The organism is Pseudomonas rhodesiae, from assembly GCF_013285305.1.
Classification (GTDB): Bacteria; Pseudomonadota; Gammaproteobacteria; order Pseudomonadales; family Pseudomonadaceae; genus Aquipseudomonas; species Aquipseudomonas rhodesiae.
In genome coordinates this window covers 4,166,222-4,190,753 of the sequence record NZ_CP054205.1, presented here as the reverse complement: position 1 = coordinate 4,190,753, position 24,532 = coordinate 4,166,222, and the positions used below count along the sequence as shown (strand labels likewise).

Annotated in this window: 24 protein-coding genes; 9 read left to right on the top strand and 15 right to left on the bottom strand. The window is 61.9% G+C overall.

The genetic code is table 11. From position 1 onward, the window contains the following. Nucleotides 1–24: 24 nt before the first annotated feature. The 6 genes from HRH33_RS18910 to puuE all read right to left on the bottom strand — a co-directional run bounded on the left by HRH33_RS18910 (nt 25) and on the right by puuE (nt 5,989). A complete protein-coding gene (locus HRH33_RS18910; protein ID WP_167416934.1) occupies nt 25–1,371 on the bottom strand; it encodes a nucleobase:cation symporter-2 family protein in 1,347 nt (448 codons plus the stop codon). 178 nt (nt 1,372–1,549) lie between these two features. Then, nucleotides 1,550–2,839, bottom strand: coding sequence for a urate hydroxylase PuuD (locus HRH33_RS18905; RefSeq protein WP_034099386.1), 1,290 nt, complete (start codon nt 2,837–2,839; stop codon nt 1,550–1,552). A gap of 51 nt (nt 2,840–2,890) precedes the next feature. After that, nucleotides 2,891–3,394: an ureidoglycolate lyase gene (locus HRH33_RS18900; RefSeq protein ID WP_034099384.1), complete on the bottom strand. Its 504-nt coding sequence runs from the start codon at nt 3,392–3,394 to the stop codon at nt 2,891–2,893. Nucleotides 3,395–3,514: 120 nt separating this feature from the next. Then, nucleotides 3,515–4,510 carry an allantoicase gene (gene alc / locus HRH33_RS18895; RefSeq protein WP_034138801.1) on the bottom strand — a complete coding sequence of 332 codons (996 nt, stop codon included), beginning with the start codon at nt 4,508–4,510 and terminating at the stop codon, nt 3,515–3,517. A 40-nt stretch (nt 4,511–4,550) separates the two neighbouring features. Further along, nucleotides 4,551–5,066 carry a 2-oxo-4-hydroxy-4-carboxy-5-ureidoimidazoline decarboxylase gene (uraD, locus tag HRH33_RS18890; protein ID WP_047881336.1) on the bottom strand — a complete coding sequence of 172 codons (516 nt, stop codon included), beginning with the start codon at nt 5,064–5,066 and terminating at the stop codon, nt 4,551–4,553. Continuing rightward, nucleotides 5,063–5,989, bottom strand: a complete 927-nt coding sequence (puuE, locus tag HRH33_RS18885) for an allantoinase PuuE (RefSeq protein WP_034099379.1) — start codon at nt 5,987–5,989, stop codon at nt 5,063–5,065. Before puuE ends, uraD begins: the two co-directional genes overlap by 4 nt. 379 nt (nt 5,990–6,368) lie before the next feature. Here puuE and uraH point away from each other — a divergent pair, with 379 nt between their 5' ends. Both uraH and HRH33_RS18875 read left to right on the top strand, forming a co-directional pair. Continuing rightward, nucleotides 6,369–6,722: a hydroxyisourate hydrolase gene (gene uraH, locus HRH33_RS18880; RefSeq protein ID WP_034114675.1), complete on the top strand. Its 354-nt coding sequence runs from the start codon at nt 6,369–6,371 to the stop codon at nt 6,720–6,722. A gap of 155 nt (nt 6,723–6,877) precedes the next feature. Beyond that, a complete protein-coding gene (locus HRH33_RS18875; protein ID WP_244962427.1) occupies nt 6,878–12,154 on the top strand; it encodes a dermonecrotic toxin domain-containing protein in 5,277 nt (1,758 codons plus the stop codon). On the opposite strand, the gene HRH33_RS18870 is transcribed toward HRH33_RS18875, so the two are convergent. The 3 genes from HRH33_RS18870 to HRH33_RS18860 form a co-directional block, all read right to left on the bottom strand. Then, nucleotides 12,144–12,770, bottom strand: a complete 627-nt coding sequence (locus HRH33_RS18870) for a LysE family translocator (protein ID WP_167418078.1) — start codon at nt 12,768–12,770, stop codon at nt 12,144–12,146. The two genes, HRH33_RS18875 and HRH33_RS18870, sit on opposite strands and share 11 nt — an antisense overlap. A 64-nt stretch (nt 12,771–12,834) precedes the next feature. Beyond that, nucleotides 12,835–14,097, bottom strand: coding sequence for an NCS2 family permease (locus tag HRH33_RS18865; RefSeq protein WP_371263967.1), 1,263 nt, complete (start codon nt 14,095–14,097; stop codon nt 12,835–12,837). Between the two features lie 263 nt (nt 14,098–14,360). Continuing rightward, entirely contained in the window at nt 14,361–14,795 is a 435-nt protein-coding gene (locus HRH33_RS18860; protein WP_034099367.1) for a MarR family winged helix-turn-helix transcriptional regulator, read from the bottom strand. Between the two features lie 81 nt (nt 14,796–14,876). On the opposite strand from HRH33_RS18860, the gene HRH33_RS18855 reads away from it, so the two are divergent. Both HRH33_RS18855 and HRH33_RS18850 read left to right on the top strand, forming a co-directional pair. Continuing rightward, nucleotides 14,877–16,043 carry an aminotransferase-like domain-containing protein gene (locus HRH33_RS18855; protein ID WP_167418076.1) on the top strand — a complete coding sequence of 389 codons (1,167 nt, stop codon included), beginning with the start codon at nt 14,877–14,879 and terminating at the stop codon, nt 16,041–16,043. Between the two features lie 10 nt (nt 16,044–16,053). Beyond that, nucleotides 16,054–16,656, top strand: coding sequence for a glutathione S-transferase family protein (locus tag HRH33_RS18850; RefSeq protein WP_167418075.1), 603 nt, complete (start codon nt 16,054–16,056; stop codon nt 16,654–16,656). A gap of 9 nt (nt 16,657–16,665) precedes the next feature. Here the strand turns inward: HRH33_RS18850 and HRH33_RS18845 are convergent, their stop codons facing one another. Further along, entirely contained in the window at nt 16,666–17,562 is an 897-nt protein-coding gene (locus HRH33_RS18845; RefSeq protein WP_167418074.1) for a LysR family transcriptional regulator, read from the bottom strand. 114 nt (nt 17,563–17,676) lie between these two features. On the opposite strand from HRH33_RS18845, the gene HRH33_RS18840 reads away from it, so the two are divergent. From HRH33_RS18840 to HRH33_RS18830, 3 genes are read left to right on the top strand one after another with little or no spacing between them, the layout of a single operon-like run. Then, nucleotides 17,677–18,969, top strand: coding sequence for a CitMHS family transporter (locus HRH33_RS18840; protein ID WP_167418073.1), 1,293 nt, complete (start codon nt 17,677–17,679; stop codon nt 18,967–18,969). 1 nt (nt 18,970) lies between these two features. Beyond that, complete coding sequence (locus HRH33_RS18835; RefSeq protein WP_167418072.1) at nt 18,971–20,296, top strand: acyclic terpene utilization AtuA family protein; 1,326 nt, start codon at nt 18,971–18,973, stop codon at nt 20,294–20,296. Further along, the gene (locus HRH33_RS18830; protein ID WP_034099357.1) at nt 20,293–20,619 is read left to right on the top strand and encodes an AtuA-related protein; all 327 of its coding nucleotides are present in this window, start codon (nt 20,293–20,295) and stop codon (nt 20,617–20,619) included. The genes HRH33_RS18835 and HRH33_RS18830 overlap by 4 nt, the downstream gene beginning before the upstream one ends. Nucleotides 20,620–20,624: 5 nt before the next feature. Here HRH33_RS18830 and HRH33_RS18825 read toward each other — a convergent pair whose 3' ends face one another. After that, entirely contained in the window at nt 20,625–20,996 is a 372-nt protein-coding gene (locus HRH33_RS18825) for a glutathione S-transferase N-terminal domain-containing protein (RefSeq protein ID WP_034114659.1), read from the bottom strand. 102 nt (nt 20,997–21,098) lie between these two features. Beyond that, nucleotides 21,099–21,644 (bottom strand): GTP cyclohydrolase I FolE, encoded by a 546-nt coding sequence (gene folE / locus HRH33_RS18820; RefSeq protein ID WP_003175229.1) that lies wholly within the window; start codon nt 21,642–21,644, stop codon nt 21,099–21,101. 265 nt (nt 21,645–21,909) lie between these two features. Here folE and HRH33_RS18815 point away from each other — a divergent pair, with 265 nt between their 5' ends. After that, nucleotides 21,910–22,554: a zeta toxin family protein gene (locus tag HRH33_RS18815; protein WP_232925125.1), complete on the top strand. Its 645-nt coding sequence runs from the start codon at nt 21,910–21,912 to the stop codon at nt 22,552–22,554. Continuing rightward, nucleotides 22,551–22,736, top strand: coding sequence for a hypothetical protein (locus HRH33_RS18810; RefSeq protein ID WP_040268968.1), 186 nt, complete (start codon nt 22,551–22,553; stop codon nt 22,734–22,736). The genes HRH33_RS18815 and HRH33_RS18810 overlap by 4 nt, the downstream gene beginning before the upstream one ends. 57 nt (nt 22,737–22,793) lie before the next feature. On the opposite strand, the gene HRH33_RS18805 is transcribed toward HRH33_RS18810, so the two are convergent. The 3 genes from HRH33_RS18805 to HRH33_RS18795 all read right to left on the bottom strand — a co-directional run bounded on the left by HRH33_RS18805 (nt 22,794) and on the right by HRH33_RS18795 (nt 24,473). Continuing rightward, nucleotides 22,794–23,351 carry a Smr/MutS family protein gene (locus HRH33_RS18805; RefSeq protein ID WP_034114655.1) on the bottom strand — a complete coding sequence of 186 codons (558 nt, stop codon included), beginning with the start codon at nt 23,349–23,351 and terminating at the stop codon, nt 22,794–22,796. Between the two features lie 74 nt (nt 23,352–23,425). Then, entirely contained in the window at nt 23,426–23,746 is a 321-nt protein-coding gene (locus HRH33_RS18800) for a hypothetical protein (RefSeq protein ID WP_034099345.1), read from the bottom strand. A 136-nt stretch (nt 23,747–23,882) separates the two neighbouring features. Continuing rightward, nucleotides 23,883–24,473: a cysteine hydrolase family protein gene (locus HRH33_RS18795; RefSeq protein ID WP_094064898.1), complete on the bottom strand. Its 591-nt coding sequence runs from the start codon at nt 24,471–24,473 to the stop codon at nt 23,883–23,885. Nucleotides 24,474–24,532: the final 59 nt, after the last annotated feature.

Below are 24,532 nucleotides of genomic sequence, written 5' to 3'. Positions count from 1 at the left end.
GTACAGCGCGATGATGGGGCACGCTCAGGTGTGCGCGTGCTCGGCGACCGCCCGCTCGGAACCCCCGAGGATGTTGAACAACACATTCAGCGACAACGCGCTGAGGGTGGCCATGGCGATGCCGCTGTGGGTGATCGGGCTCATCCACAGCGGCAGTTGAGCGAAGAACTCCGGGCGCACCACGGGAATCAGGCCCATGCCGATGCTCACCGCCACCAGCAACTGGTTGCGGCGGTCGGCGATATCGGCCTCTTGGAGAATCTTGATGCCGGTGGCCGCCACCATGCCGAACATGGCAATCGCCGCGCCGCCCAGCACCGCCGGCGGAATCGAGGCCACCAGGTAAGCGGCTTTGGGCAACAGGCTGAGCACAATCAGAAACGCGCCGGCCATGATCGTCACCGAGCGGCAGCGCACGCCGGTCATCTGCACCAGGCCGATGTTCTGGGCGAACGAGGAATGGGTGAAGGTGTTGAAGAACCCGGCCACGAACGACGCGCCGGCGTCGCACAGCAGGCCACGACGCAGCATCTTTGGCGTGACCTCGCGGTCGGTGATCTTGCCCAGCGCCAGGAACATCCCGGTGGACTCAACGAAGATGATCACCACCACCAGGCACATCGACAGAATCGGCGCCAACTCGAAGGTGGGCATGCCGAAATGCAGCGGCGTCACCACCTGCACCCACGGCGCCAGGGCCAGGCCGCTAAGGTCGACCATGCCGAGGACGCCGCACAGGGCGTACCCCAGGCCCATGCCGATCAGCACCGAGATGTTGACCCAGAAACCGCGCATAAAACGGTTGATCAGCAGGATGGTGGCCAGCACCAAAGCGGCAATCGTCAGGTAGATCGGTGAGCCGAAGGTGGCCGCCGCGCTGCCGCCACCGGCCCAGTTCACGGCCACGGGGAACAGCGACAGGCCGATGGCAGTGATCACGGTGCCGGTCACCAGCGGTGGGAAAAAGCGCACGACCTTGGACATGAACGGCGCGATCAGCATGCCGAAGAACCCGGCGGCGATGGTGGCGCCGAAGATCCCCTGTAAACCGATACCGGGCATGCCGGCCATGGCGACCATGCTGCCGACAGCGGCGAAACTGGCGCCCATCATCACCGGCATGCGAATGCCCAGGGGGCCGATGCCGAACGACTGCACCATGGTGGCGACGCCGGCCACCAGCAGGTCGGCGTTGATCAGAAAGGCGATTTCTTCACGGCTCAGACCGGCGGCCTGGCCAATGATCAGAGGTACGGCGACGGCGCCGCCGTACATCAACAAGACGTGTTGCAGGCCGACCAGAATCAGTTGCAAGAGGGGTAGCCGCACTATGGCGGGCGCGGCAGGAGTCTGCGGTTCTAACGGGGACATGCAACACCTCGAATCTTTTTTATTTTTGTATTGTGTGGAACGCAATCTCTAAACCACTGCAAGTCATCTGTGGGAGGGGGCTTGCCCCCGATTGCGTTGGTTCAGTCACTGATGTTTTGAATGACATACCGCTATCGGGGGCAAGCCCCCTCGCACATTTTGGAGTCGCACCAGGCTGTTAGTTGGTATGCGCCCCCTGGTTGATCCAGGTGCCGATCAGGTCGCGCTCCTGCTGGGTCATCTGAGTGATGTTGCCCAGTGGCATGATCTGGCTGGCCACAGCCTGGGCCTGGATGCGTGCCGCTTGTTGCTGGATCTGCGCCGGTGTATCGAACATCACGCCCGCCGGCGCGGTGCTGAACAACGGGCTGGTGGGCTTGGCCGAATGGCACACGGCGCAGCGTTCCTGGATCACTCCGTGGACCTTGTCGAAATCAATGGTCGCCTGGGCCGGCGCAGGTGCGGCAGCGGGTTCGGTTGCCGCAGGCGCGGCAGGTTTCAAGCCACCGCCCAATGCGGTTTCCGGCAACGGTTGGTACTCGATGGCCGCCGGCGCCTTGGCAATCGGTTCGGCCGGCTTGGGGCCGGTCACATAAGCCAGGCAGATCATCGCCAGCGCGCCCACCGGCAGGGTCCACGCGTACTTCTGGCTGTTGTGCCGGGTGTTGAAGTAATGCCGCACCAACACCGCCGCCACCGCGATACCGGCCAGGATCAGCCAGTTGTAATGGCTGCCGTAGGTGCTCGGGAAGTGGTTGCTGATCATGATGAACAGCACCGGCAAGGTGAAATAGTTGTTATGACGCGAGCGCAGCAGGCCCTTGGCCGGCAGCGCCGGGTCCGGTGTACGGTTCTCGGCGATGGCCGCCACCAGCGCGCGCTGCGCCGGCATGATGATGCGGAACACGTTGCCCACCATGATGGTGCCGATCACCGCACCTACATGCAGGTAGGCGCCGCGCCCGCTGAACACTTGGCTGAAGCCATACGCGGCGGCAATCAACAGTACGAACAGGATGAAACCAAGCAGGGCAGGGCGCTTGCCCAGGGCCGAGTCGCAGAGGAAGGAGTAGATGAACCAGCCGGCGAACAGCGAGCCGATGCCCAGCAACACGCCTTGCGGACCACTGAGGCTGCTGCCCGGCGCCAGCAGGTACAAGGTCGGGTTGGAATAGAACACCACGCACAGCAGCGCGACGCCCGACATCCAAGTGAAATAGGCTTCCCATTTGAACCAGTGCAGGTTGTCCGGCATGGTCGGCGGGGCCAGTTTGTATTTTTCCAGGTGGTAGATGCCGCCACCGTGGATCGCCCATAAGTCGCCGGCCAGGCCGTCCTTGGGGTTGACGCGGTTGAGGTTGTTTTCAAGCCAGACGAAGTAGAACGAAGCGCCGATCCAGGCGACGCCAGTGATCATGTGAACCCAGCGCACGCTCAGGTTCAGCCATTCCAACAGATGTGCTTCCACAGTCTTTACCTCTCGCCTGTCACCCTTGTTGTCGGGTGATCAGACCTTCTCTTATTGGTGGGGGGCGAGGATCAACCGCTCATCCTCTTGGAAAAAATGCTCATCGCAGTTATTGCCTGTGCCACTGCGATCAACCACCAGGAAGTCATCCCGCTTTTCGATCGTCAGCACCGGGTGGTGCCAGACGCCGCGATGGTAATTAATGCCCTGCCTGCCGTTGGTGACGAAGGCGCGGACCAAGCCCGATACAGGTACATCGCCAAGTGGCGCGACCACGATCAGAAAGGGGTTGCCGAGCAGCGGAATGAAAGCCTGGCTGCCCAGCGGGTGTCTCTCCAGCATGCACACGGTCAGCGGCATGTCCTGCGCGTCGGCGCGGAAGATGCTGATGATGGCGTGGTCTTCCGGCTTTGCGGTTTCGACCGTGGCCAATTTGTGAAAGCGCATGGTCGACCCGTTGTTGATCATGAAGTGATCGCTGCCGTCGGTTTCGATAACGTCTCCGAAAGGGGCGAAGGCTTCTTTGGTCAGGGGTTCGATCACTAGTGTGCGCATGGCTGTCTTCTTATCCGAGTTCTGTGTTGTCTGGTCTATTGCAATCGCGGGCAAGCCCGCTCCCACATTTGGAATGCATTCCCCTGTGGGAGCGGGCTTGCCCGCGATTGGGTTCACCGCTTATTTAGCGACCTTGCCGAACACCCGCAGGCGGCTTACACCACCGTCCGGGAATACGTTCAGGCGGATATGGGTAATCGGCCCCAGCGCCTTGATCTGCTCGACGAAGGTGTGTTCGGCGTGCATTTCCAGCTTCTGCGCCGGCAGCAATTCGCGCCAGAACAGCGACTGGGTTTCGATCTGGCTGTCGGTGCCGCCTTTTACGAAAGCACCTTGGATCGAGCAGGTATCCGGGTAGTTGCCCTTGAAGTGCAGGGTGTCGACGATGATCTTCTCGATCTCGCCCGGATGGCCCAGGGCGACGATCACCCAGTCATTGCCTGGCGTGCGGCGACGCGCGGTTTCCCAGCCGTCGCCCATGTTGATGCCACGGCCTGGGTTGAGGATGTTGCTCATGCGGCCGAAGTGTTCGTCGGAGCATGCCAGGGCGCGGCCGCCGTTGAGCGCCGCGGCCAGGTCGACCTGTTCGTTGTCGCCCACCGCCGACCAATCCCGGAACGGCACGCCGTACACACGCAGACGCGCCACGCCGCCATCCGGGTAGATGTTGAAACGCAGGTGGCTGAACGCCTGGTCGTTGTTGATCTCATGGTAGTGGTGGCTGTTGCCCTGCAGCTCGACGGCCGACAGCACTTCGGTCCACTGGGTATTTTCGTCCGGCTCGCCCGAGGCCAGGAAGCAGGCTTCCAGGGAGGCCGACGGCGGGTAGTTGCCGGTGAAGAATGAAGTGTCGATGTCCACGCCTTTGATCGAGCCCGGCACGCCCAGGCGGATTACCGCGCTGTCGTAACCTTCGAAGCGCTTGCGGCGCGACTCCCAGCCGTCCATCCACTTGCCGTTGTCGTCGAACACGCCCTCCTTCCACACGGCCGGGGTCGGCTGGAACAGGCGGTTGGCGTCGGCGAACCAGTCATCGGTCACGGAGATGATCTTGGTGCCCAAGCGGGCGTCGGCCAGGTTGACGAACTTTTCGAACGGTACGGGTTGCGCTTTCATTCTTCTTGTCTGCCTTAGATAGAGTGGCTGGGGATGGTGTTTAGAGGGTCAGTAAACGGAACAACGCGATCTTGTTGATCTCGTCCAGCGCGCACTTGAACTCGGCGTCCACCGAGTTGTGAATGCGCGTTTCGAACGCGGCGAGTATCTGATGCCGGTTGCTGCCTTTTACCGCCATGATGAAGGGAAACTTGAACTTGGCTTTGTAGGCTTCGTTCAGCTCGGTGAAGCGAGAAAACTCTTCGGCCGTGCATTGGTGAATACCGGCGCCGGCCTGTTCGTTAGTGCTGGCTTCGGTCAGTTGGCCCTGGACGGCGGCTTTGCCGGCCAGGTCCGGGTGAGCGTTGATCAGCGCCAGTTGACTGGCGTGATCAGCGCTCAACAGGATATCGCTCATGCGCTGGTGCAGGGTTTCGATCTGATCGATCGACGCGTCCTGGCCCAGGTCGAAGGCCTTTTCGGCCACCCATGGCGAATGTTCATAGATATCGGCAAAGGCGCGGACGAAGGCGTCACGGCTCAAGGTCGAGGGTTGCAGGGTTTGGAATGCAGTCATTTCGCCGCTCCCTTGTACGGGTGGGTGGCTTGCCAGTGACGGGCGATATCGACGCGGCGAGTGAACCACACCTGTTCGTGGCTTTTGGCGTATTCAATAAAGCGTTTGAGCGAGGCCAGGCGCGCCGGGCGACCGATCAGGCGGCAATGCAGGCCGATGGAGAGCATTTTCGGCGCCTCGGCGCCTTCGGCGTAAAGCACGTCGAACGCATCCTTGAGGTACTCGAAAAAGTCATCGCCCTTGTTGAAGCCCTGCACCTGGGTGAAGCGCATATCGTTGGTGTCCAGGGTGTAGGGGATCACCAGGTGCGGCTTGCCGGTGGGGGTGTTGGGTTCCCAGTAGGGCAGGTCGTCGTCGTAGGTGTCGCAGTCGTAGAGAAACCCGCCTTCCTCCATCACCAGCCGCCGCGTGTTGGGGCCGGTGCGCCCGGTGTACCAGCCCAGCGGGCGTTCGCCGGTCAGTTCGGTGAGGATACGGATGGCTTCGAGCATATGCTCGCGTTCCTGGGCCTCGTCCATGTATTGGTAGTCGATCCAGCGGTAACCGTGGCTGCAGATTTCGTGGCCGGCGGCGACCATGGCGCGGATCACGTCCGGGTGACGCTGAGCGGCCATGGCTACGGCGAAGATGGTCAGCGGGATATCGAATGCTTTGAACAACTTGAGGATGCGCCACACGCCGGCACGGCTGCCGTATTCGTACAGCGACTCCATGCTCATATTGCGTTCGCCTTGCAGCGGCTGGGCCGAGACCATTTCCGAAAGGAACGCCTCCGACTCTTTATCGCCGTGCAAGATGTTGCGTTCACCGCCTTCTTCGTAGTTGAGTACGAACGACAAGGCAATGCGCGCCTTGCCTGGCCAGTGGGGGTGAGGAGGGTTACTGCCGTAACCGATCAGGTCGCGTGGGTAGTCAGCGCTCACTGCAGTCTTCCTTCTTGTGCGTGGTAACAAGTGCGTGGCGGCCAGCGGAAAGACTGGGTGGCGTCACAGCGATGGGCTGATTGTATACAACTTGCTGGTCACTTTGTAAGCCTGTATTTCCGCATTTTTTCCAAGCCATCTGCACGGCTTAACCCTGCAAGAAACTTGCCCGGTTGGTCAGTAAATGTATAGCAGTCCTTTTAACCGCAAGGTTTACCGAGGATTCACCAGCGCGAAAAGCGCTGCGGAGCGTGCTGAAAATTTTGTGGTTTTTATTGTGTACAATTTTTATCAAAAGTGTCTTAATCATCCATCGCCGGCTTTTTCTCGCCCTGAAAAGGTGCGGCCTTTCTCACTCGACTGAACGGAGCCCCGATCCATGGGACGACTGACCACACACGTACTCGACGCGGCCCACGGCTGCCCCGGCAGCGCAATCAAGGTTGAACTGTACCGCGTCGAAGGCACGCAGCTGGAACTGGTGGCCAGCGCCGTGACCAACAGCGACGGCCGTTGCGACACGCCATTGCTGCAAGGCGACGACTATCGCAGCGGCGTCTACCAGGTGCAGTTCAGCGCCGGTGACTACTACCGCGCCCGCGGCGTACAACTGCCGGAGCCGGCCTTTCTGGACGTTGTGGTGCTGCGCTTCGGCATCAGCGCCGAACAGGATCACTACCATGTGCCCTTACTGATTTCGCCTTACAGCTACTCCACCTATCGCGGTAGCTGAGTCGTCCCCGCGCTTCACACCCCCAAAGCTCTTCGTTGGTTTTTCGCCCGCTCACACTGCGGGCTTTTTTTTGCTCGGGCGGCGTTCAATTATCTAGCGCCTGCGCGAGCTTGGCCCTGCCTAGGCTAGGTGTTTTCCTCGACGAAGATACCGCCGTGACCTCACTTAACGACGACCCTACCGCGTTGCCTGCCGAGGCGGACGATCCGGCCCGCGCCGCCCACGAAGCGCGCCAGGCCCTGCGCGCCCAGCTGACCCAGCGGATCAACAGCAGCCCCCATCCCAGCCGTCTGATCAACCAGCTGGCGACGGCCGATCTGCGCTGCGCCGACGCGGCACGCCGCGTGTCAGGCCTGATTGCGCGCGCGCCCAAGGTGCTGCGAGTGATTCGCGCCGCCCTGCGCCAGGCCTTCGATCTGGACCCGGATACGTTGCTGTTCACCGAACCCTTGCCGCCGGCCACCGCGAGCAAGGTGGAGTGCTTGACCGACCGCGCCCTGCAGTTGCTCGTGCTGCCGTCGGTGCCGCTCAATATCAATCAATTCACCGCCCTCAGCCTCAAGGACGAGCCGACGCGCCGTTTGCCGTTCACAGCGCTGGAAGCACTGCAGCGAGTTGTCGCACTCAAGTTGTTCGAGCGCCTCAACACCGCCCAGACCGAGTACTGGCAGACCCTTGCCACGGGTTCCTGGCAGACCCGCGAGGAGCGCTGGGTGGAACTCCACAGGCAATTGTTCGCCGACCGGGCGCTGGTGGCGCGGCAATTGGACGAGCTGTCCAGCGCTGGTGCGGTCATGGTCCAGGCCCTGGTGGACGCACCGACCGCCGAAGCCCGCCAACGTGCGGGGCAGCAGTGGGCCAGCGTACAGGCCTGCCAATTGATGTGGCCGGGAGTGGGGCCGCGACTGATGCCCATCCCCGGTGCGTTGCATCTCTACCGGCAAGGCGACCCGGTGGGCATGCCCCATGTGATGTATCTGCCGGGGCTGAATCGCCCCTTTTACGAGTATCCGTCCTTCGCTCAGTTGCAGTGCGGCCTGGTCGCGCTGATCCGCAGCACGGTATTTGACGACCTGTGGCAATGCCTGCCGTTGCGACGTCGACACGAGCTGTGTCAATCCGGCATGGCGATGACAGCGGCTCGCGGCTCGGCGCTGCATGGCGATGCCTTGGCTCTCAGCGCCCTGGCGATTCGCGACGGGCAATGGGAAAACGAGTTGGCCTGTGCCGTGTCGATCAACCTTGCGCAGGTGTTTTCCGCTGCGCGGCGGCCGGCTGTGACCGATAAGTCGCGGTTTCTCGCCCAGATCGAGCGGGGCCGGCGTCACAGCATCGGCAAGTCGCGCCTGGGACCAATCCGCCGCGAGCTGTTGGACTGGGACCAGCAGCGTCGCCGTCAGGAAATCAATTTCGCCAGCACGGCGCCGGACCTGGCGTTGAACACCGTGCAGCAGCAGGTCAAGCGTTATGAGAAGGGCCTGACTGCGCTGCTGGACCCCCACGACCCCGGCCAGGACACCCCGGCCTGGCAGGAATCAGTCACGCTGGAAAACCAACTCAACGGTCACGCTAACGGCCTGCGCACGCTGCTGCACGATGCTCAATTGAAACTGTTCGACGTGGCGTTCTGGGCCGCGCGCGCCGACGGTACGGCCCGGCGGGTGGCATGCTTTATCGCTGTCTGGCGCGAGCTGCTGCGTGACGAGGTTCAGTTGCAGCACCGGCTGCGCTTGCTGCGCACCCCCCATCGCGACCTGCTGCGTGAGGTGCTGGACGCTCCGCTGGCCCGTCAGCGTGAGGGCAGTCAAGCCCGGGTGTTGTCAGTGCGAGTGGGCGGCGAGCCGCTGCATGGCCTGTTTGTGGTGACCGAGGCGGCGGCCCTCGACGATCCGCAGCGACGTGCGCCGGTGCTGTTGTGCGCGTTCGGACAGGAGGGTGGGGTGGCGAGCTTTGCTCGTCTCGGCGCGCTGACCGAGGGGGTCAAGGCCAGTTTCGCCAGCCGTGACGCGTCACTGATGTGGCAGTACGTCGATCGCCAGCACCGTGGTGCGGTGCGCGCAGCGGTGGCCGGGCAGACTCTGGCCGTGAGCTATGCCCCCATCGACGGCGACCCGCTGCTGTTCGCGCTCAAGCGGCTGCTCAAGGGTTATATGCGCGTGTACCGAGGGATCGGGCGCACTCCCCCGGTATTCAGTGAAGTCAGCGATGTGCACCTGAGCGGTCTGTTGCTGGCCCAAGAGCTGGCGCAGCAGCTCACGGCTCCGGCCAGCGCAGCGCGGGGGCGGGCGCGGGCCCATGTTGATGTGGTGCGCCAGGCGATGGGCGCGCAGCCCACACTGCCGGCGTGGCTGAAAGAGGCGTCGGCCGCGCAGCTCGACCGATTCAGACGCCTGCAAGGCCACTACCTGAGCAGCACTTTTGCCCTGCAGGCACGTCTGGAACAACGTCTGCCGGTTTTACCCAGCTTCGCCCGCCGCGTACTGATTGCCCGTTTACGCGAGGACGGCCTCCCTCCGGCGGTGGACATCGACACGCCGTTTATCGAAATGCCAGACCATGTCGACGGGCGTTTCTGTAGCGCGGATGCCACCTGCAGTGTGGGCGATCGCAGAGAAATCCTCACTCCCAGCACCGGGCGCACCCAGTTCACTTTGCTGCAACTGGCGCTGCATAACCTCGACCCCCAGATGTTGCCCACTTGGTGGCGATTTAAATATGCGCAGTACCTGAAGCCCGAATGGAAGGGGCTGCTGAGTCCGCCCTACCTGATCGCCATGGTCTCCTCGCTGGATATCGGCGGTCAGTATGAGGCGCTGATCAATGGAGTGTTTTACCCGCGCGACGAGGCGCCACGGCGCTTGACTGAGGGGCGCGTGCCCACCTTGCTCAGGCGCGCGCTGGTCACAGGCGCCGACGCGCACCTGTATTCGGCGACTCAACAGGGGCTGACGCCCAGCGCTCAGCGCCTGTTCAGCCTGGCCATGGCGGCGCGCACGCCGAACGACTTGCGCCAGCAGGGCTTTCACCTGCAACTGTATGTGGTGCATCTGGTGGGTCACACGTTGCAGCACGATCGCTACATTGCCGGCATCGTGGTGATTCACGACCTGCTGTCCCAAGCCTGCGTGGTTTACTGGCCCGCTGCGCCGGATGGCAATGTCATCAGTGAGCACAGCAGCCTGCAACTGGCGCGGGAATATCTGAATCGCATTGGCGCAGTACCGCCTAATACCAAAGCCTTGGCGCGGCACATCGCACCCGGCTGGGCATTCGAAGCCATCGCGCACACGCCTGACGAAGCCTGCACGCAGCCGCCGCAGTTCCAGGCGGTGTATCTGTTGCCGGGGTACGTTATGTTGCAAGGGCTCTGGCGCGGCGCCGAGTTTGTGCGCTCGTTCAGTGTCAAGCATCAGGAGCCGACGGCGCTGGCCGCGGAAGCCGAAGCGCAGACCCTTGAGCAGATCGCCAGCGATCCCTTGAACTGGTTGGCATTGGTGCCCACCTCCCAGTGCGATGCCCAGGCCCTGTTGTACCAGGCGCGGGTGCTTGAACTGCATCGTCAGGCCCAGGCCGGCAGCCACTCCGGTAAAACCCTGGAAAAGTACCGCACCCAACGCTTGCAAGCGGAAAAAGACCGCCGCGACCGGGCATTGCTGTCGCTTTTCGTGCCCTGGTTCGGCTTGGTGAACCAGCTCTACGAGGTGTTGTTGGCGGCACGGCGTTATCACCATAGCGGTGACCCACGGGATGCGGTGGATGTGGCATTTGGCGCGGTATTCCTGCTGGTGGATCTGATACTGAGCGTTATGCCTGGGCCTAAAGCGCGCAAGGGCGTACCGCTGCGTTCGATGGGGATGGGGCTGAACCGCCTGCGTCGCACGACGCTCGTCGAGGTTGGCCGAGTGCCTCGGCTGGGCCGGTCGGCTTCTCCCGCTGGGCAGCTCAAACTGCTGGAGCGATTCAGGAAACCGGGCGTGCCAGCCGACGCCGTGCCGCTCAGTGGGCCCGGTGAAAAAGGCTTGTACGTCAAACATGGTGAGCCGTTCATGGTGGTAGGCGAGGACCGCTACCCGGTTTACCGACGCGGCGACGAGCAGTTTTTGCGCCTGAAAAACCAGGACGGGTCGGGTCAGGATGAACTGATCCTGACGATTTACGCGCCCGGTGAATGGCTGCTGGGTGCGGACGCTCCGGTGGCCGGCCCCAGCTCTGGAGTGCTCAGTCCGTGGCGGTCTGACACGCCGGTCGCCTGGTCGCCACCTGCGCGCGGCGCCACCGAAACCGCCGTGCGTCAATCGCCGGGCCCCCAGGTGGCGTGGCGCGATTGGCATGCCAATATCGTTGCGCAGTTGCCGGAAGCGCCGTCCGGGCATGGGGTGTTTCTGGTGCCGATGCAGCCTGAAGTCGCGTTGCCCCATCCGCCCTTCAAGTCGGTTTCTTCTTCGCCGTCGTTGCAGGAGCGCAACTACTACGTAGTCAGGATCGACGGCCACTACTACCGGTTGCTGCCCCAGGGCAGCAACGCGCCCCTCGACCAGATTATTTTCCTGACGAAAGACAACCCACTTTTCTCTCGGGCTGTCGACGATATCGAGCGTTGGCTCAACAGCCAGCTCCACGAGCAACCGATTCCGGCGACCCTGAACGCCGAAAAGCGTTGGCAACTGCATCGCCCGTTGTTCGACCGCCCGCTGGAGCAATCCGTGGCCCAGGTGTTTCCCGGCATGACCCTGGCCAGCCGACGTTTCGCCGGCCAGCGCTTGATTGAACTGGCGGACACCGGCCGCACGGCGTCGGCCACGCACCTGTTGAACGTGCGCGCAACCCTGGACGGCTGGATTGCGGCCGGGGGCCAGACCGATGACCTGTTCAAACTCCTGCGCCCGGCCGAACCCTCGGGCAAACAAGCCTTTTTCATCGGGTTCGAAGGCAAGGCGCCTGGCTTCTCGCGCGTGGATTTCCAGCCGCCCACCCCCTTGGCGGCGTCACTCAAGGCGCCTGTTTCCGCGTCGCTCGGTGCGTTGCAGAAGAAGCAGGCAAAGGATGTGCTCTTGCGTGAGCGAGGGCAGGCGCAGCAGGCCACAATCAGACAAGTGTTGGAGGCACAAGGCTTTGTGCTCAGGTCGATGAAGAAAACCCATGGCGGGCGGGAGCATTTCGTGTGGGTGTGTACCCATGAGCGCTCCGACAACGTGTATTACCTGTCGACCCAATGGCTTGAATCAGGCAGCGTTGCGGGCGTTCCCAGGCTGTCGAAGGAATCGGTCGCCAAACAGCTGACCCTTCATCCTACGTCAGAGGTGCATCGTCTGGTCAACGATGCAATGGGCAGCGAGCGCTTGGTGACGATGGTGGGGGGCGTTCAGTGGCCGGTCAAAGGCAACCTTCCCCCCACCGTGTATTTCATCAAGCCTCAGCTTACTAGCCCTTGAGCAGGGAGACCGCGCCGGCACCGCCGAACAGCCCGGCGCTGAAGCGGTTGAACCAGCTCTGGCCCTTGCCGGTGCGCAGGTAGCGCGCCGCGCCATGGGCGCCGAGGCCGTAGGCCAACTTGCAGAGCAAGTCGAGTACGGTCCAGGTGGCGATCATGATCAGCAATTGCGGCAGGAACGCCTGCTGGCTGCTAAGAAACTGCGGCAGGAAGGCGGCGAAAAACAGGATGTCCTTGGGGTTGCTGGCGCCCAGCACAAAGGCTCGCCTGAACAACGCGCGAAAACGCGGCACCGGCACCGCGTCCGGCACCACCGCGCCTTGGGACGGCAGGCGCGATTGCTGCCAGCTTTGCCAGGCCAGGTAGAACAGGTACAGCGCGCCGACGATTTTCAATGCGCTGAACAATTGCTCGGACGCCAGCAGCAGCGCCCCCAGACCCAGCGCCGAGGCACTGAGCAGGCAGATCGAGGCGAACACCCCGCCCAGAAACGCCGGATACGAGCGGCGCAGGCCGTAGTTGAGGCTGTTGCTGATCATCAGCAGTGACAGCGGGCCCGGAATCAGGATCACGATCAAGGCAGCGCCGCTGAACAGCAGCCAGGTTTCCACGCTCATTACATTCCTCCCTTCATGCAAAAGCCCCACCCGAAGGTGAGGCGGTTATCGCCGTTTGCCTGGGTTACAGGAAAACGAATTTGGCGATGAAAATTGCGCACAGCACCCACAGGCTGATGGATATTTCACGGTATTTGCCGGTGCCGGCCTTGAGTGCCACATACGTGATAAAGCCCAGGGCGATGCCGTCAGCCACAGAAAACGTCAGCGGCATCATGATCGCCGTGACAATCGCCGGGATGCTGTCGGTGGCCTCGTCCCAGTTGATATGGGCCATGCTCGCCATCATCAGCATTGCGACATAGATCAGCGCGCCGGCGGTGGCGTAGGCCGGAATCATGCCGGCCAGTGGCGCAAAAAACATCGCCGCCACAAACAGCACGCCCACGGTCACGGCGGTCAATCCGGTGCGTCCACCGGCGGCCACGCCCGCGGCACTTTCCACATAACTGGTCACCGGCGGCACACCGACCATGGCCCCAAACACGCTGGAGGCGCTGTCGGCCTTGAGGGCGCGGGACAGGTTATCGATCTTGCCGTCGGCATTCACCAGCCCGGCCCGTTGCGCGACGCCCATCAAGGTGCCGGCGGTGTCGAACATGTGCACAAACAGAAAGGCGAACACCACGCTGATCATGCTGACGTTGAACACGCCTTTGACGTCCATCGCCATCCAGGTCGGCGCCAGGCTCGGCGGGGTGGACAGGATGCCGTTGTAATGCACCAGGCCCAGGCCCCAACCGGCAAGGGTCACGGCAATGATGCTGATCAGAATCGCGCCGAACACGCGGTGGTAGCTGAGGATCGCAATCAGCAAAAAGCACACCGCCGCCAGCAGCGGTGCCGGCTCGTGCAGCGACCCGAGCTTGATCAGGGTGGCCGGGCTGTCGACGATGATGCCGGCGGTTTTCAGGCCGATCACCCCAAGAAACAGACCGACACCGGCGCCCATGGCATGCCGCAGGCTGACCGGGATGCTGTTGAGCAGCCACTCGCGGATGCGCGACAGCGTCAGCAGCATAAACAGCACCCCGGAGATAAACACCGCACCCAGGGCGGTCTCCCAGTGGTAGCCCATGGTGCCGACCACGGTGTAGGTGAAAAACGCATTCAAACCCATGCCCGGCGCCAGGCCCACCGGCCAGTTGGCATACAGGCCCATCAGCAGGCAACCGAGGGCGGCGGCGATGCAGGTGGCGACAAAGGCCGCACCGTGATCGATGCCGGCATCGGCCATGATGTTGGGGTTGACGAAGATGATGTAGGCCATGGTGATAAAGGTGGTGAGGCCGGCGATCAGCTCGGTCTTCACTGTGGTGCCATGCATGCGCAGTTTGAACAGGCGTTCCAGCCAACCGTCTTGGGAGGCGGGTGACAGGTCCAGCGTAGGGGCTTCGGATTTGCGGCTATCCACAGCGAGTACTCCTCAAGCATTTTATTGTTATGGCCAGCGCAGGGCGCTGTGAGGTTACTGGCGGGTTTTGTTGACTAATAGGTCAGGAACTCGCACGAAGCGAATTATGCTTTTGTATACAAAGAAAGCAAATAATGTTTTCCATTTTGTGTGCGAAAGGGATGAAAGGCAAACCTCTAGTTTTTTGCGCTCAGCGCCATATTCACCGCCAGCCAGCCTTTCACCGCCTCTTCACCGGCTTCACTGAAGGCGCGCTGCAGCAACTTCACCTGCTCGCGGCGCAGGGATTGTTCGAACCGCCGACCTTCTTCGCTGAGCTCCAGCAGGCGTTTGCGCTTATCGGTCTGCGACGCCACGCTGCTCACCAAGTGCATTTCCTGCAGTTGGCGCAACGGCATGTTCAGCGCCTGCTTGCTCACCCCTAGCAATGCGAGCAACTGCGTCACGCTCAGGGCCGGGTAGCGGGCGATAAAAAACACAATCCGCTGATGTACCCGGCTCAGGCCGCGACGTTCGAGCATTTCATCGGCCTTGGCGGTGAACGCCTGGTAGCCGAAGAAAAACGCTTCCATGGCTTGCTGCTGGCTGTTTGGGTTTTTAAGGTCAAGCATGTTGACGTATCCAGGTGAGCTGTCGTAATTTCGGTCAACCAGTTTGACGTATTTCCCACAGTCTTCGCCAGCGGTGACCTTATGGCCTTCTCCGAACGTGTTACGCGCCTTAAAAGCTCCTTGATCCGTGAAATCCTCGCCGCGGCGCAGCGCCCGGAAGTGATGTCGTTCGCCGGCGGGCTGCCGGCCGAAAGCATGCTGCCGGCGTTGAACTGGGATGACATGCCATTGAACATCGGCCAATACGGCATGAGCGAAGGTGAGCCGCAGTTGCGGGAATTGCTGGCGGCCGAAGCGCGCGCCCTGGGCGTGCCGTGCCAGGCCAGCCAGGTGCTGGTGGTCAGCGGGTCCCAGCAGACCCTGGACCTGGCGGCCAAGCTGTATATCGATCAAGGCACGCCCATCCTGCTCGAAGGCCCGACCTACCTGGCCGCGTTGCAGATCTTCCAGCTGTTCGGCGCCGATTGCCTCACTGTGCCCCTGGAGGACGACGGCCCCGACCTGGCCGCGTTGCGCGCCAAGCTTGAGCGTCATCGCCCGGCGTTCATCTACTTGATCCCCACCTTCCAGAACCCGTCGGCGGTGCGCTATAGCGAGGCCAAGCGCGATGCTGTCGCCGCGTTGCTCGACGAATTCGGCGTGACCCTGATCGAAGACGAACCCTACCGCGAACTGACCTTCGACGGCGCCAGCGCGCGGCCCATCGTCAGCCGCCTGCACAAGGCCAGTTGGATCTACACCGGCACCGTGTCCAAAACCCTGCTGCCGGGCCTGCGCGTCGGTTACCTGATTGCCAGCCCCGACCTGTTCCCGCACCTGCTCAAGCTTAAGCAATCGGCGGATCTGCACACCAATCGCGTGGGCCAGTGGCAGGCGATGCAGTGGATCGGCACGCCAAATTATCAGCAGCACCTGGTTGAACTTCGCCGTTTTTACCGCGAGCGCCGCGATGGGTTTCAAGCCGCACTGGAACGGCATTTCAGCGAACTCGCCGACTGGCAGGTGCCCCAGGGCGGATTATTCTTCTGGCTGACCTTGAAACAGCCGCTCGATACCCGCACTTTGTTGGCGCCCGCGCTCGCTCAGAACGTCGCCTTTATGCCCGGCGAACCGTTCTTTTCCGAGCCGGACCAGCACCTGGGCTCACTGCGGCTCAATTTCAGCCATATCGACCCGTCCCGCCTGGACGAAGGTCTGATGCGTCTGGCCACCGTGATCCGTCAAGCACAGCACGCGCAAGCGGCATAAGGGGAACCCCATGTACAAGGTTTATGGCGATTACCGCTCGGGCAACTGCTACAAGGTCAAACTGATGCTCAACCTGCTGAGCATCCCGTATGAATGGGTGAATGTCGACATCCTCAACGGCGACACCCAGACCGCCGAATTCCTGGCCAAGAACCCCAACGGCAAAATCCCGGTGCTGGAACTGGAAGACGGCACCTGCCTGTGGGAATCCAACGCGATCCTCAACTTCCTCGCCGACGGCAGTGAGTTTCTGCCCACCGAGCCGCGCTTGCGCACCCAGGTGCTGCAATGGCAGTTCTTCGAGCAGTACAGCCACGAGCCTTACATCGCCGTGGCGCGGTTTATCCAGTACTACCTGAACATGCCGGAAGATCGCTTGGAGGAATACAAAACCACCCATAAGGGCGGCTACAAGGCGCTGCGGGTGATGGAACGCCAACTGCAAGCCACGCCATATCTGGTGGGCGAGCAGTATTCGATTGCCGATATCGCGCTGTATGCCTACACCCATGTGGCCCACGAAGGCGGCTTCGATCTGGCGCCGTACCCGGCGGTGCAGGCCTGGCTGGCACGGGTAGCCAGTCATCCCAAGCATGTGGCGATGCTGGACTGATCACTCCATTCAGTTCGATGAGGTGTCAGATAACTCATCGCTCAGCAGGTCGAAACAGCGCTGCGCCGCCGGGCTCAGCGTTGTGCCGCTGCGACTGATCAGGCCGATCTCCCGGCTTACCCCGGGATGATCGATGGCGATCCGCTGTAACCCCTCCAAACTATCTGCCGCCGATTCCGGCAACACACTGATCCCCAATCCCTGACGCACCAAGGCCAGCACCGTCGACATGTAGTTAGCCTCCATGCCGGCCGTCATGCTCAGCCGCGTCTGGTCGAACAGCGCGTCCACCTGCTCGCGCACACTGCTGTCACGGCCGGTGAGGATGATCGGCTGGTCCGCCAGTTGCTCCAGGGACAAGCGTGGCAAAGCCGCGAAGGGATGATCCAGCGGCACAAACGCACACAGGCGGTCATTGAGCACCGGCACGAAATCCAGGCCATGGCTTAAGCGCGCCCGCACGCCGATGCCAAAGTCCACGTCGCCGGCGCGCACCTGGGCATGAATGCGATGGGCCACCACGTCGTGCAGACGCACATCGATCCCGGCAAAGCGCTCGCGGAACAGACGCAGCGCCGGGGGCAGGCTACCGGCGCACACCGAGGGCAGGGCGGCAATGGTGACCACGCCCCGGCGCAACGCGGCGAGGTCGCGCGAGCCGGTGACAATGTTATCCAGGTCCAGCAGCAGTTTTTCCATCGGGCCGCGAGCTTCCTGGCCGGCGGGGGTGAGGCTGACGTGGCGCGGGCTGCGGTCGAGCAGGGCGATGCCCAGCCACTCTTCCAATTGCTGCACTTGCACGGTGAGCGCCGACGGCGAGAGGTTCAGTTCGCTGGCGGCCTTGGTAAAGCTGCCGGTGCGCGCGACGGTGAGAAACGCTTGGATATGCTGGATCGAATTTTTCATCGTTTTGTTTTTCCGAACATGCTGGGCTGAATATTCCAATTTACAAAGACTACCGCGCTTCCAATACTCCGTGGAAAACAATAACCGGCCAGCAAAGGCCGCTCTGGAGTCCCCATGCTCGCTACCCTGGGTGTCATTACCATCCTGTGCCTGCTCATTGCCGTCATGAGCAAACGCCTCTCGCCACTGGTGGCTTTGATCGCTTTGCCGATCATCGCCGCGCTGCTCGGCGGGTTCGGCCTGCAAACCAGTGCCTTCATCATCACCGGAATCAAGAACGTCGCGCCTGTTGTGGGGATGTTCGTGTTTGCCATCCTGTTTTTCGGGATCATGACCGACGCAGGCATGCTCGACCCCATCATTGACCGCATCCTGCGCACGGTGGGCACGCGCCCTACACGGATTGTCGTCGGCACCGCGACCCTCGCGCTGCTGGTGCACCTGGACGGCTCCGGTGCGGTGACCTTCCTGGTGACGGTGCCGGCGATGTTGCCGCTCTACACGCGGCTGGGCATCGACAAACGCATCCTCGCGTGTGTGTGCGCCATGGCCGCCGGGGTCAACTTTTTGCCGTGGACCGGCCCGGTACTGCGCTCTTCGGCCGCGCTGCATGTGCCGGTGGCGGACTTGTTCCAACCGCTGATTCCCGTGCAGATCGTGGGGCTGATCTTTGTGTTCGCCTGCGCCTGGTGGCTGGGCCGGCGCGAAGAAAAACGTCTGGGCCTGGGCGCCGGTTCTGCGGTAGACGCCGTGCCGCAACGCGTACTCAGCGAGGACGACCTCAAGCTGCGGCGCCCACGGCTGTTCTGGCTCAACCTGATCCTGACCGTGCTGGTGATGGTGGTGATGATTGCCGGTTGGGTCGACCCGGTGGTGATGTTCATGCTCGGCACCGTCGTGGCGCTGTGCATCAATTACCCGAACGTGGACGCCCAGCGTGCGCGCATCGACGCCCATGCGAAAACCGCCTTGACCATGGCCAGTATCCTGCTCGCCGCCGGGGTGTTCACCGGCATCATGCAGGGCACCGGCATGCTCAAGGCCATCGCCGAAGTGGCGGTGGCGCAGATTCCGGCGGGCCACGGCAAGCTGATCCCGGCAGTGGTGGGCTTTTTGTCCATGCCTCTTAGCATGCTGTTCGACCCCGATTCCTACTATTTCGGCGTGATGCCGGTGATCGCCGAAGTCGGCAAGGCCCTCGGCGTGGACCCCCTGCAAGTGGCCCAGGCCTCGCTGCTGGGCGTGCACACCACCGGTTTCCCGGTCAGCCCGCTGACCCCGGCGACCTTCCTGTTGGTGGGCCTGTGCAAGATCGAACTGGCCGATCACCAGCGCTTCACCATTCCGTTTCTGTTTGCCGCGTCAGTGTTGATGACCCTGACCGCGTTGCTTTTGGGAGTGATCTGACATGAACACCTTGCGCATCGGTTCCGGCGCCGGCTATTCCGGCGACCGCATTGAACCGGCCGTGGAACTGGCCGAGCACGGCGACTTGGATTACCTGGTTTTTGAATGCCTGGCCGAACGCACCATCGCCCTGGCCCAACAAGCACGCATCAGCGATCCCCAGGGCGGCTACGACCCGCTGCTGGGCGAGCGCATGCGCCGAGTGCTGCCGTTTGTCGGCGCGCAGCCGGGGCGCCGGCGTTTGCGGGTGATCACCAATATGGGCGCGGCCAACCCGCTGTCGGCGGCCGAACACGTACGGCGCATCGCCGATGAACTGGGCCTGGACCTCAACGTTGTGGCGGTGGTCGGCGACGACGTATTGCCGCTGCTACGCCCCGAGCAGGTGCTGGATAACGGCCAGACCCTTGCCTCACTCGGCGCGCGAGTCATCTCGGCGAACGCCTACCTGGGTGTCGATGGGATCCTTGAGGCCCTGCGCGCCGAGGCCGATGTGGTGATCACCGGGCGTGTGGCCGACCCGTCGTTGTTCCTTGCGCCGCAGATGTTTGAATTCGGCTGGGCCGCGGACGATTGGCCGCGCCTGGGCCGGGGCACCCTGGTGGGGCACTTGCTCGAATGTGCAGGACAGGTCAGCGGCGGCTATTTCGCCGATCCGGGGTTCAAGGACGTGGAGGATTTGGCGCGGCTCGGCTTCCCGTTGGCCGAGATCGATGCCGAGGGCAGCGCGGTGATCACCAAGGTTGCGGGTTCCGGTGGGCGGGTCAGCCGCGCCACTTGCACCGAGCAATTGATCTATGAGGTGCATGACCCGGCGGCCTATCTCACCCCCGACGTGATTGCGGACTTTTCCCTGGTGAGCTTTGTCGACGAGGGTGTGGATCGCGTTCGGGCCCAAGGCGCCGATGGCCGTGGGCGTCCGTCGCAGTTGAAGGTCAGCGTGGGCTATCTGGATGGCTGGATCGGGGAAGGGCAGATGTCCTACGGCGGCCCCGGCGCTGTCGCACGGGCGCAGTTGGCGCGGGATGTGGTGCTCAAGCGTCTTGAATTGATGGGAGTGAAGATGCAGGACGTACGCGCCGAACTGATCGGTATCGACTCGCTGCACGGTCCGCGCAATAGCGTGGAGCCCTGGGAAGTGCGCCTGCGCGTCGCCGCCCGCTGTGAAGAGCGTAGCGACGCCGTGCGCATCGGCAACGAGGTGGAAACCCTGTACACCAACGGCCCGTCCGGCGGCGGCGGTGCCAGCAAAAGCCTACGCCAGGTGGTAGCGGTAGCCTCGTTGCTGCTGCCCCGTGACGCGGTCAACCCGAGGATTCAGGCATGAAACTGCACACACTGGCCCATTCCCGTACCGGCGATAAGGGCGATACGTCGAATATCTCGATCATTGCCTACCGCGCCGAGGATTACCCAAGGCTGTGCGAACAGCTCACCGCCGAACGGGTCGCCGAGTTTTTCGCCGGGTTGCTCGGCCCAGGCGCGGCACCGGTGCGGCGCTATGAACTGCCCCATGTGCACGCGCTGAATTTCGTGCTGCCGGGGATACTGCGCGGCGGCGTAACCCGCTCGCTGGCCCTGGATGCCCATGGCAAGTGTCTGGGCTCGGCGCTGCTGGATCTTGAGCTCACCCCGGCAAAGGGGCGGTAAGTCTGTCAGACGGCGGCGAAGCGTTTATCCAGGTAATCGATGATCACCTTGGAGTCGTACATCCAGGTGGTCTGGCCGTTTTCTTCGATACGCAGGCACGGCACCTTGATCTTGCCGCCTTGCTCCAGCAGGGTCTGACGGTCCTGCTCATTGTTCTTCGCGTCCTTCAGCGCTACCGGCACATTCAGGCGATGCAGAGTGCGGCGGGTCTTCACGCAGAACGGGCAGGCGTGGAACTGATACAGGGTCAGGCCCTTGGCCGCTTCGTTGACCTGTGCCTGTTGCTCGGCGGGGCGCTGCTTTTTACGGGGACGGGTCAGTAAATCGCCCGCGATGATGACGTGGCCGAGGCCCACTCGAAGTGCTTTGACGAACATGGCTGAAACCTCTTGCCCAACACAGAAGGGGCCGCAGCTTACCTGATTTGTGCAGGCGAAAAAAAACCGGCGATGAACGCCGGTCTTTTCCTACGCAGCCGCTTACTTGATCAGGCTGAGAAATTCGCTGCGGGTGGCTGCGTTTTCGCGGAATTCACCGAGCATCACCGAAGTGATCATCGACGAATTCTGCTTCTCCACCCCGCGCATCATCATGCACATGTGCTTGGCCTCGATCACCACCGCCACACCCAATGCGCCGGTCACCTGCAGCACTGCATCGGCAATCTGGCGGCTGAGGTTTTCCTGGATCTGCAGGCGACGCGCATACATATCAACGATCCGCGCCACTTTGGACAGGCCTAACACCTTGCCGCTCGGGATATAGGCCACATGGGCCTTGCCGATGAACGGCAGCAGGTGGTGTTCGCACAGCGAGTACAACTCGATGTCCTTGACCAGCACCATTTCGCTGTTGTCGGAACTGAACAAGGCACCGTTGGTGACTTCTTCGAGCGTCTGTTCATAACCGCGGCAAAGGTATTGCATCGCCTTGGCGGCGCGCTTGGGCGTGTCGAGCAGGCCCTCGCGGGAAACGTCCTCGCCGAGTTGGCCGAGGATCGCGGTGTAATTCTGTTCCAGTGTCACAGGACTGTTTCCGTATGGGTTTCAGGACGGTACGGTGTATGCCTGTACCAAGATGGAGCGCTGCGCCGTATGCAGCGGCAGCAGTTAATGTGGCGCACATAGTAGCCTAGGTACGCGGACAGTTGTATTCCTGGGCGATGTCAGTGCTAGAGTCGACCTCCGTTCAGAGGCAGGAACTGATGACCTTGCAGGATCGTAGTGTTTCCGAGCGTGCGCTGATCTTGCCAAGGCAAATCGCACGCGTATCGCGCGTGAGTTGGCCTGCTTGACTAAATATCCGGGTGAACGCTGCCCAGTGTCGGTATTTATGGCCGGCTCTCCGGGGGCGGGGAAGACAGAAGTCTCTAAATCCTTTATTCGCTTGATGGAGGATGGCGGGACTAGCGCATTGCGAATAGACCCCGATGATTTTCGGGTTTATTTTCCTGAATACAACGGAGCGAACTCCAGCCTGTTTCAACGTGGCGTAACTTTGATGGTCGAACGGACCATAGACTTGGTTTATCAGCAGAACCAGTCCTTCTTGTTGGACGGGACGTTGGCGAATTTCGCAGTGGCTCGTAAGAACATTCAGCGCGCGCTGGATAAGGAAAACAGGTCTGCACAAATCATTTATGTTTATCAAAAACCTGAGCTTGCCTGGGAGTTTGTGCTGGCACGGGAGGCGGTAGAAGGTCGAAACATTCCGTGTAAGGAGTTCATCCGTCAATTTTATGCCTCAAAGACGACAGTGTGCGGATTGAAGCGAGAGTTTCTGGGACATCTGCAAGTCGATGTTCTTATTAAAGATACCGATGGAGGCGAGGCGGAAATTGGCATCGATCTATCGGCCGAGGAAATTGACGAACTGGTCAGGCAGCCCTACCATCCAGACCAACTTGAGCAAATCTTGACCGGAGTAGCCTTATGAAAGGTGAAGTCACAGAAGTCATAGGGACGTCTTCAACCACGATGTCGGATTTTTTTCGAAGTGGTTCGGTGGAGGAAAGGCGTGCGGTATACCGTTGTGTCGCCAATGCTGCGATAACTCTGCAAAAAGAAATGATCTTGCAGGCGAGGGAGAAGAAAGCAAGAGAGCTTTTCGACAGTTGAACCTCTGAGAGGCTCCTTTAAAGCCCAGCTAATCCGCTGGGCTTTTTGTTGAATTACCTACTCGTCACGCCCTTCCATCATGGTCCGCTTGAGCATCACATACACCGCCCCCGCGCCGCCGTGGCGGGCCTGGCAGGAGGTGAAGCCGAGTACTTGTGTGTGCTGACGCAGCCAGGTATTGACGTGGCTCTTGATCATTGGCCGCTTACCGTCGAGCCGCACGGCTTTGCCATGGGTAACGCGCACGCAGCGGATTTCGAACTTGGTGGCTTCGGCGAGGAAGGCCCATAGGGTTTCCCGGGCTTTTTCCACGGTCATGCCGTGCAGGTCAAGGCTGCCTTCGAAAGGGATCTGGCCGGCCTTGAGCTTGCGCATCTGGCTTTCCTGCACGCCGTCGCGGGCCCACATCAGCTCGTCTTCGGGGCCGACGTCGATGACGAACTGGTCCGACAGGCCATCCACGGTGGTGGCGTCGGTGCGCACGGTCGCGGCCTGGCGCAGTTTGGCGATCTGCGCGCGATCGGTCTTGGGCTTACCGGTGTCGGCACGGTCATGCTTGATCGGCTTGACGCCGCGCAGCTCGTTTTTGAACAGTGAAAAATCGTCGTCTTGCATGTCAGCCTCCGCGAAGGGCGGGCAGTTTACCTAAATCGCGGCGGCCGGGCGCAGGAAACGCTATCCAAGCGCCACTAGTCGTGCTTCTTCATCAGGTGTGAGGCAATGTTCAACGACAGCGGCTGCCGCATGCGGCGTCGGCTGCGGCGCCACAACCACACACCCAACCACAGCACCAGCAGGCCAATGCCCAACAGCAAGGCAGAACCGCCCGGGCTGGCATTCAATTCGCCCAGGGCCGGCGAATGGCCAAACAGACCAGCGCCACCGGCGCCCGCCAACAGCACACCTACAATCGCCAGCAGCGCGGCAATGCCGGCCACCAAGCGCAGACGCCAATTGCTCGGGCCCTTGGGGCGCAAGCGACGAGCGTCAAAACCATCGGATATCTTCATCCCGACCTTTCCTCCAGGGTATCGGCCCTTCGACCGGAAGATACCCGGCTTGTTCCGGGGGCAGGGGTAAATGCGCCAAATGAAAGGGCTTAGCGGATGAGCGGGGCAATAAACCCGCCGCTCATCCCGGCGGCGATCAGATCAGATCTTTGGTCAAAGCGAGGGTGGCGAAGTTGTCGGCCATGATGGCCATTTCGGTTTGCTGCACCTGCTCGGCGCTCAGCACGCCGCCTTTGTACGGCAGGTCGCGGGTGGCGCAGGCGTCTTCCACCAGGGTGCAGCGAAAGCCCAGGTTCTTGGCGGCGCGCACCGTGGTGCTGACGCTGGAGTGGCTCATGAACCCGCAGACGATCAGATCCAGGGAACCCAGGTTCTGCAGGCAGTCGAGCAGTTCGGTGCCGTGGAACGCGCTGGGCAGCAGCTTGCCGATAATGGTTTCGTCAGCGACAGGTTCCAGGCCCGGGATGAATTCACCGCGCTCACCTTGTGGGTCGAACAGGCCGCCCACGGTGCCCAGGTGGCGCACATGCACGATAGGGCGCCCGGCTTCGCGCGCCGCCGCGAACAATTGCTTGATATTGGCCACGGCCGCGTCCATGCCCGAGAGGGCGAGCGGGCCGCTGAGGTATTCCTTCTGGGCGTCGATGATCACAAGGGTCGCATGGCTGAGATTGGCAGCTGCGTAACCACGACCGCTGAGTTGAAACATCGTCTTTGGAACGGACATTCTGGGGCTCCTGTGAGGGGGGCGTTTGCGACATTGTCCACTGGCTGAGCGCTTCTGTG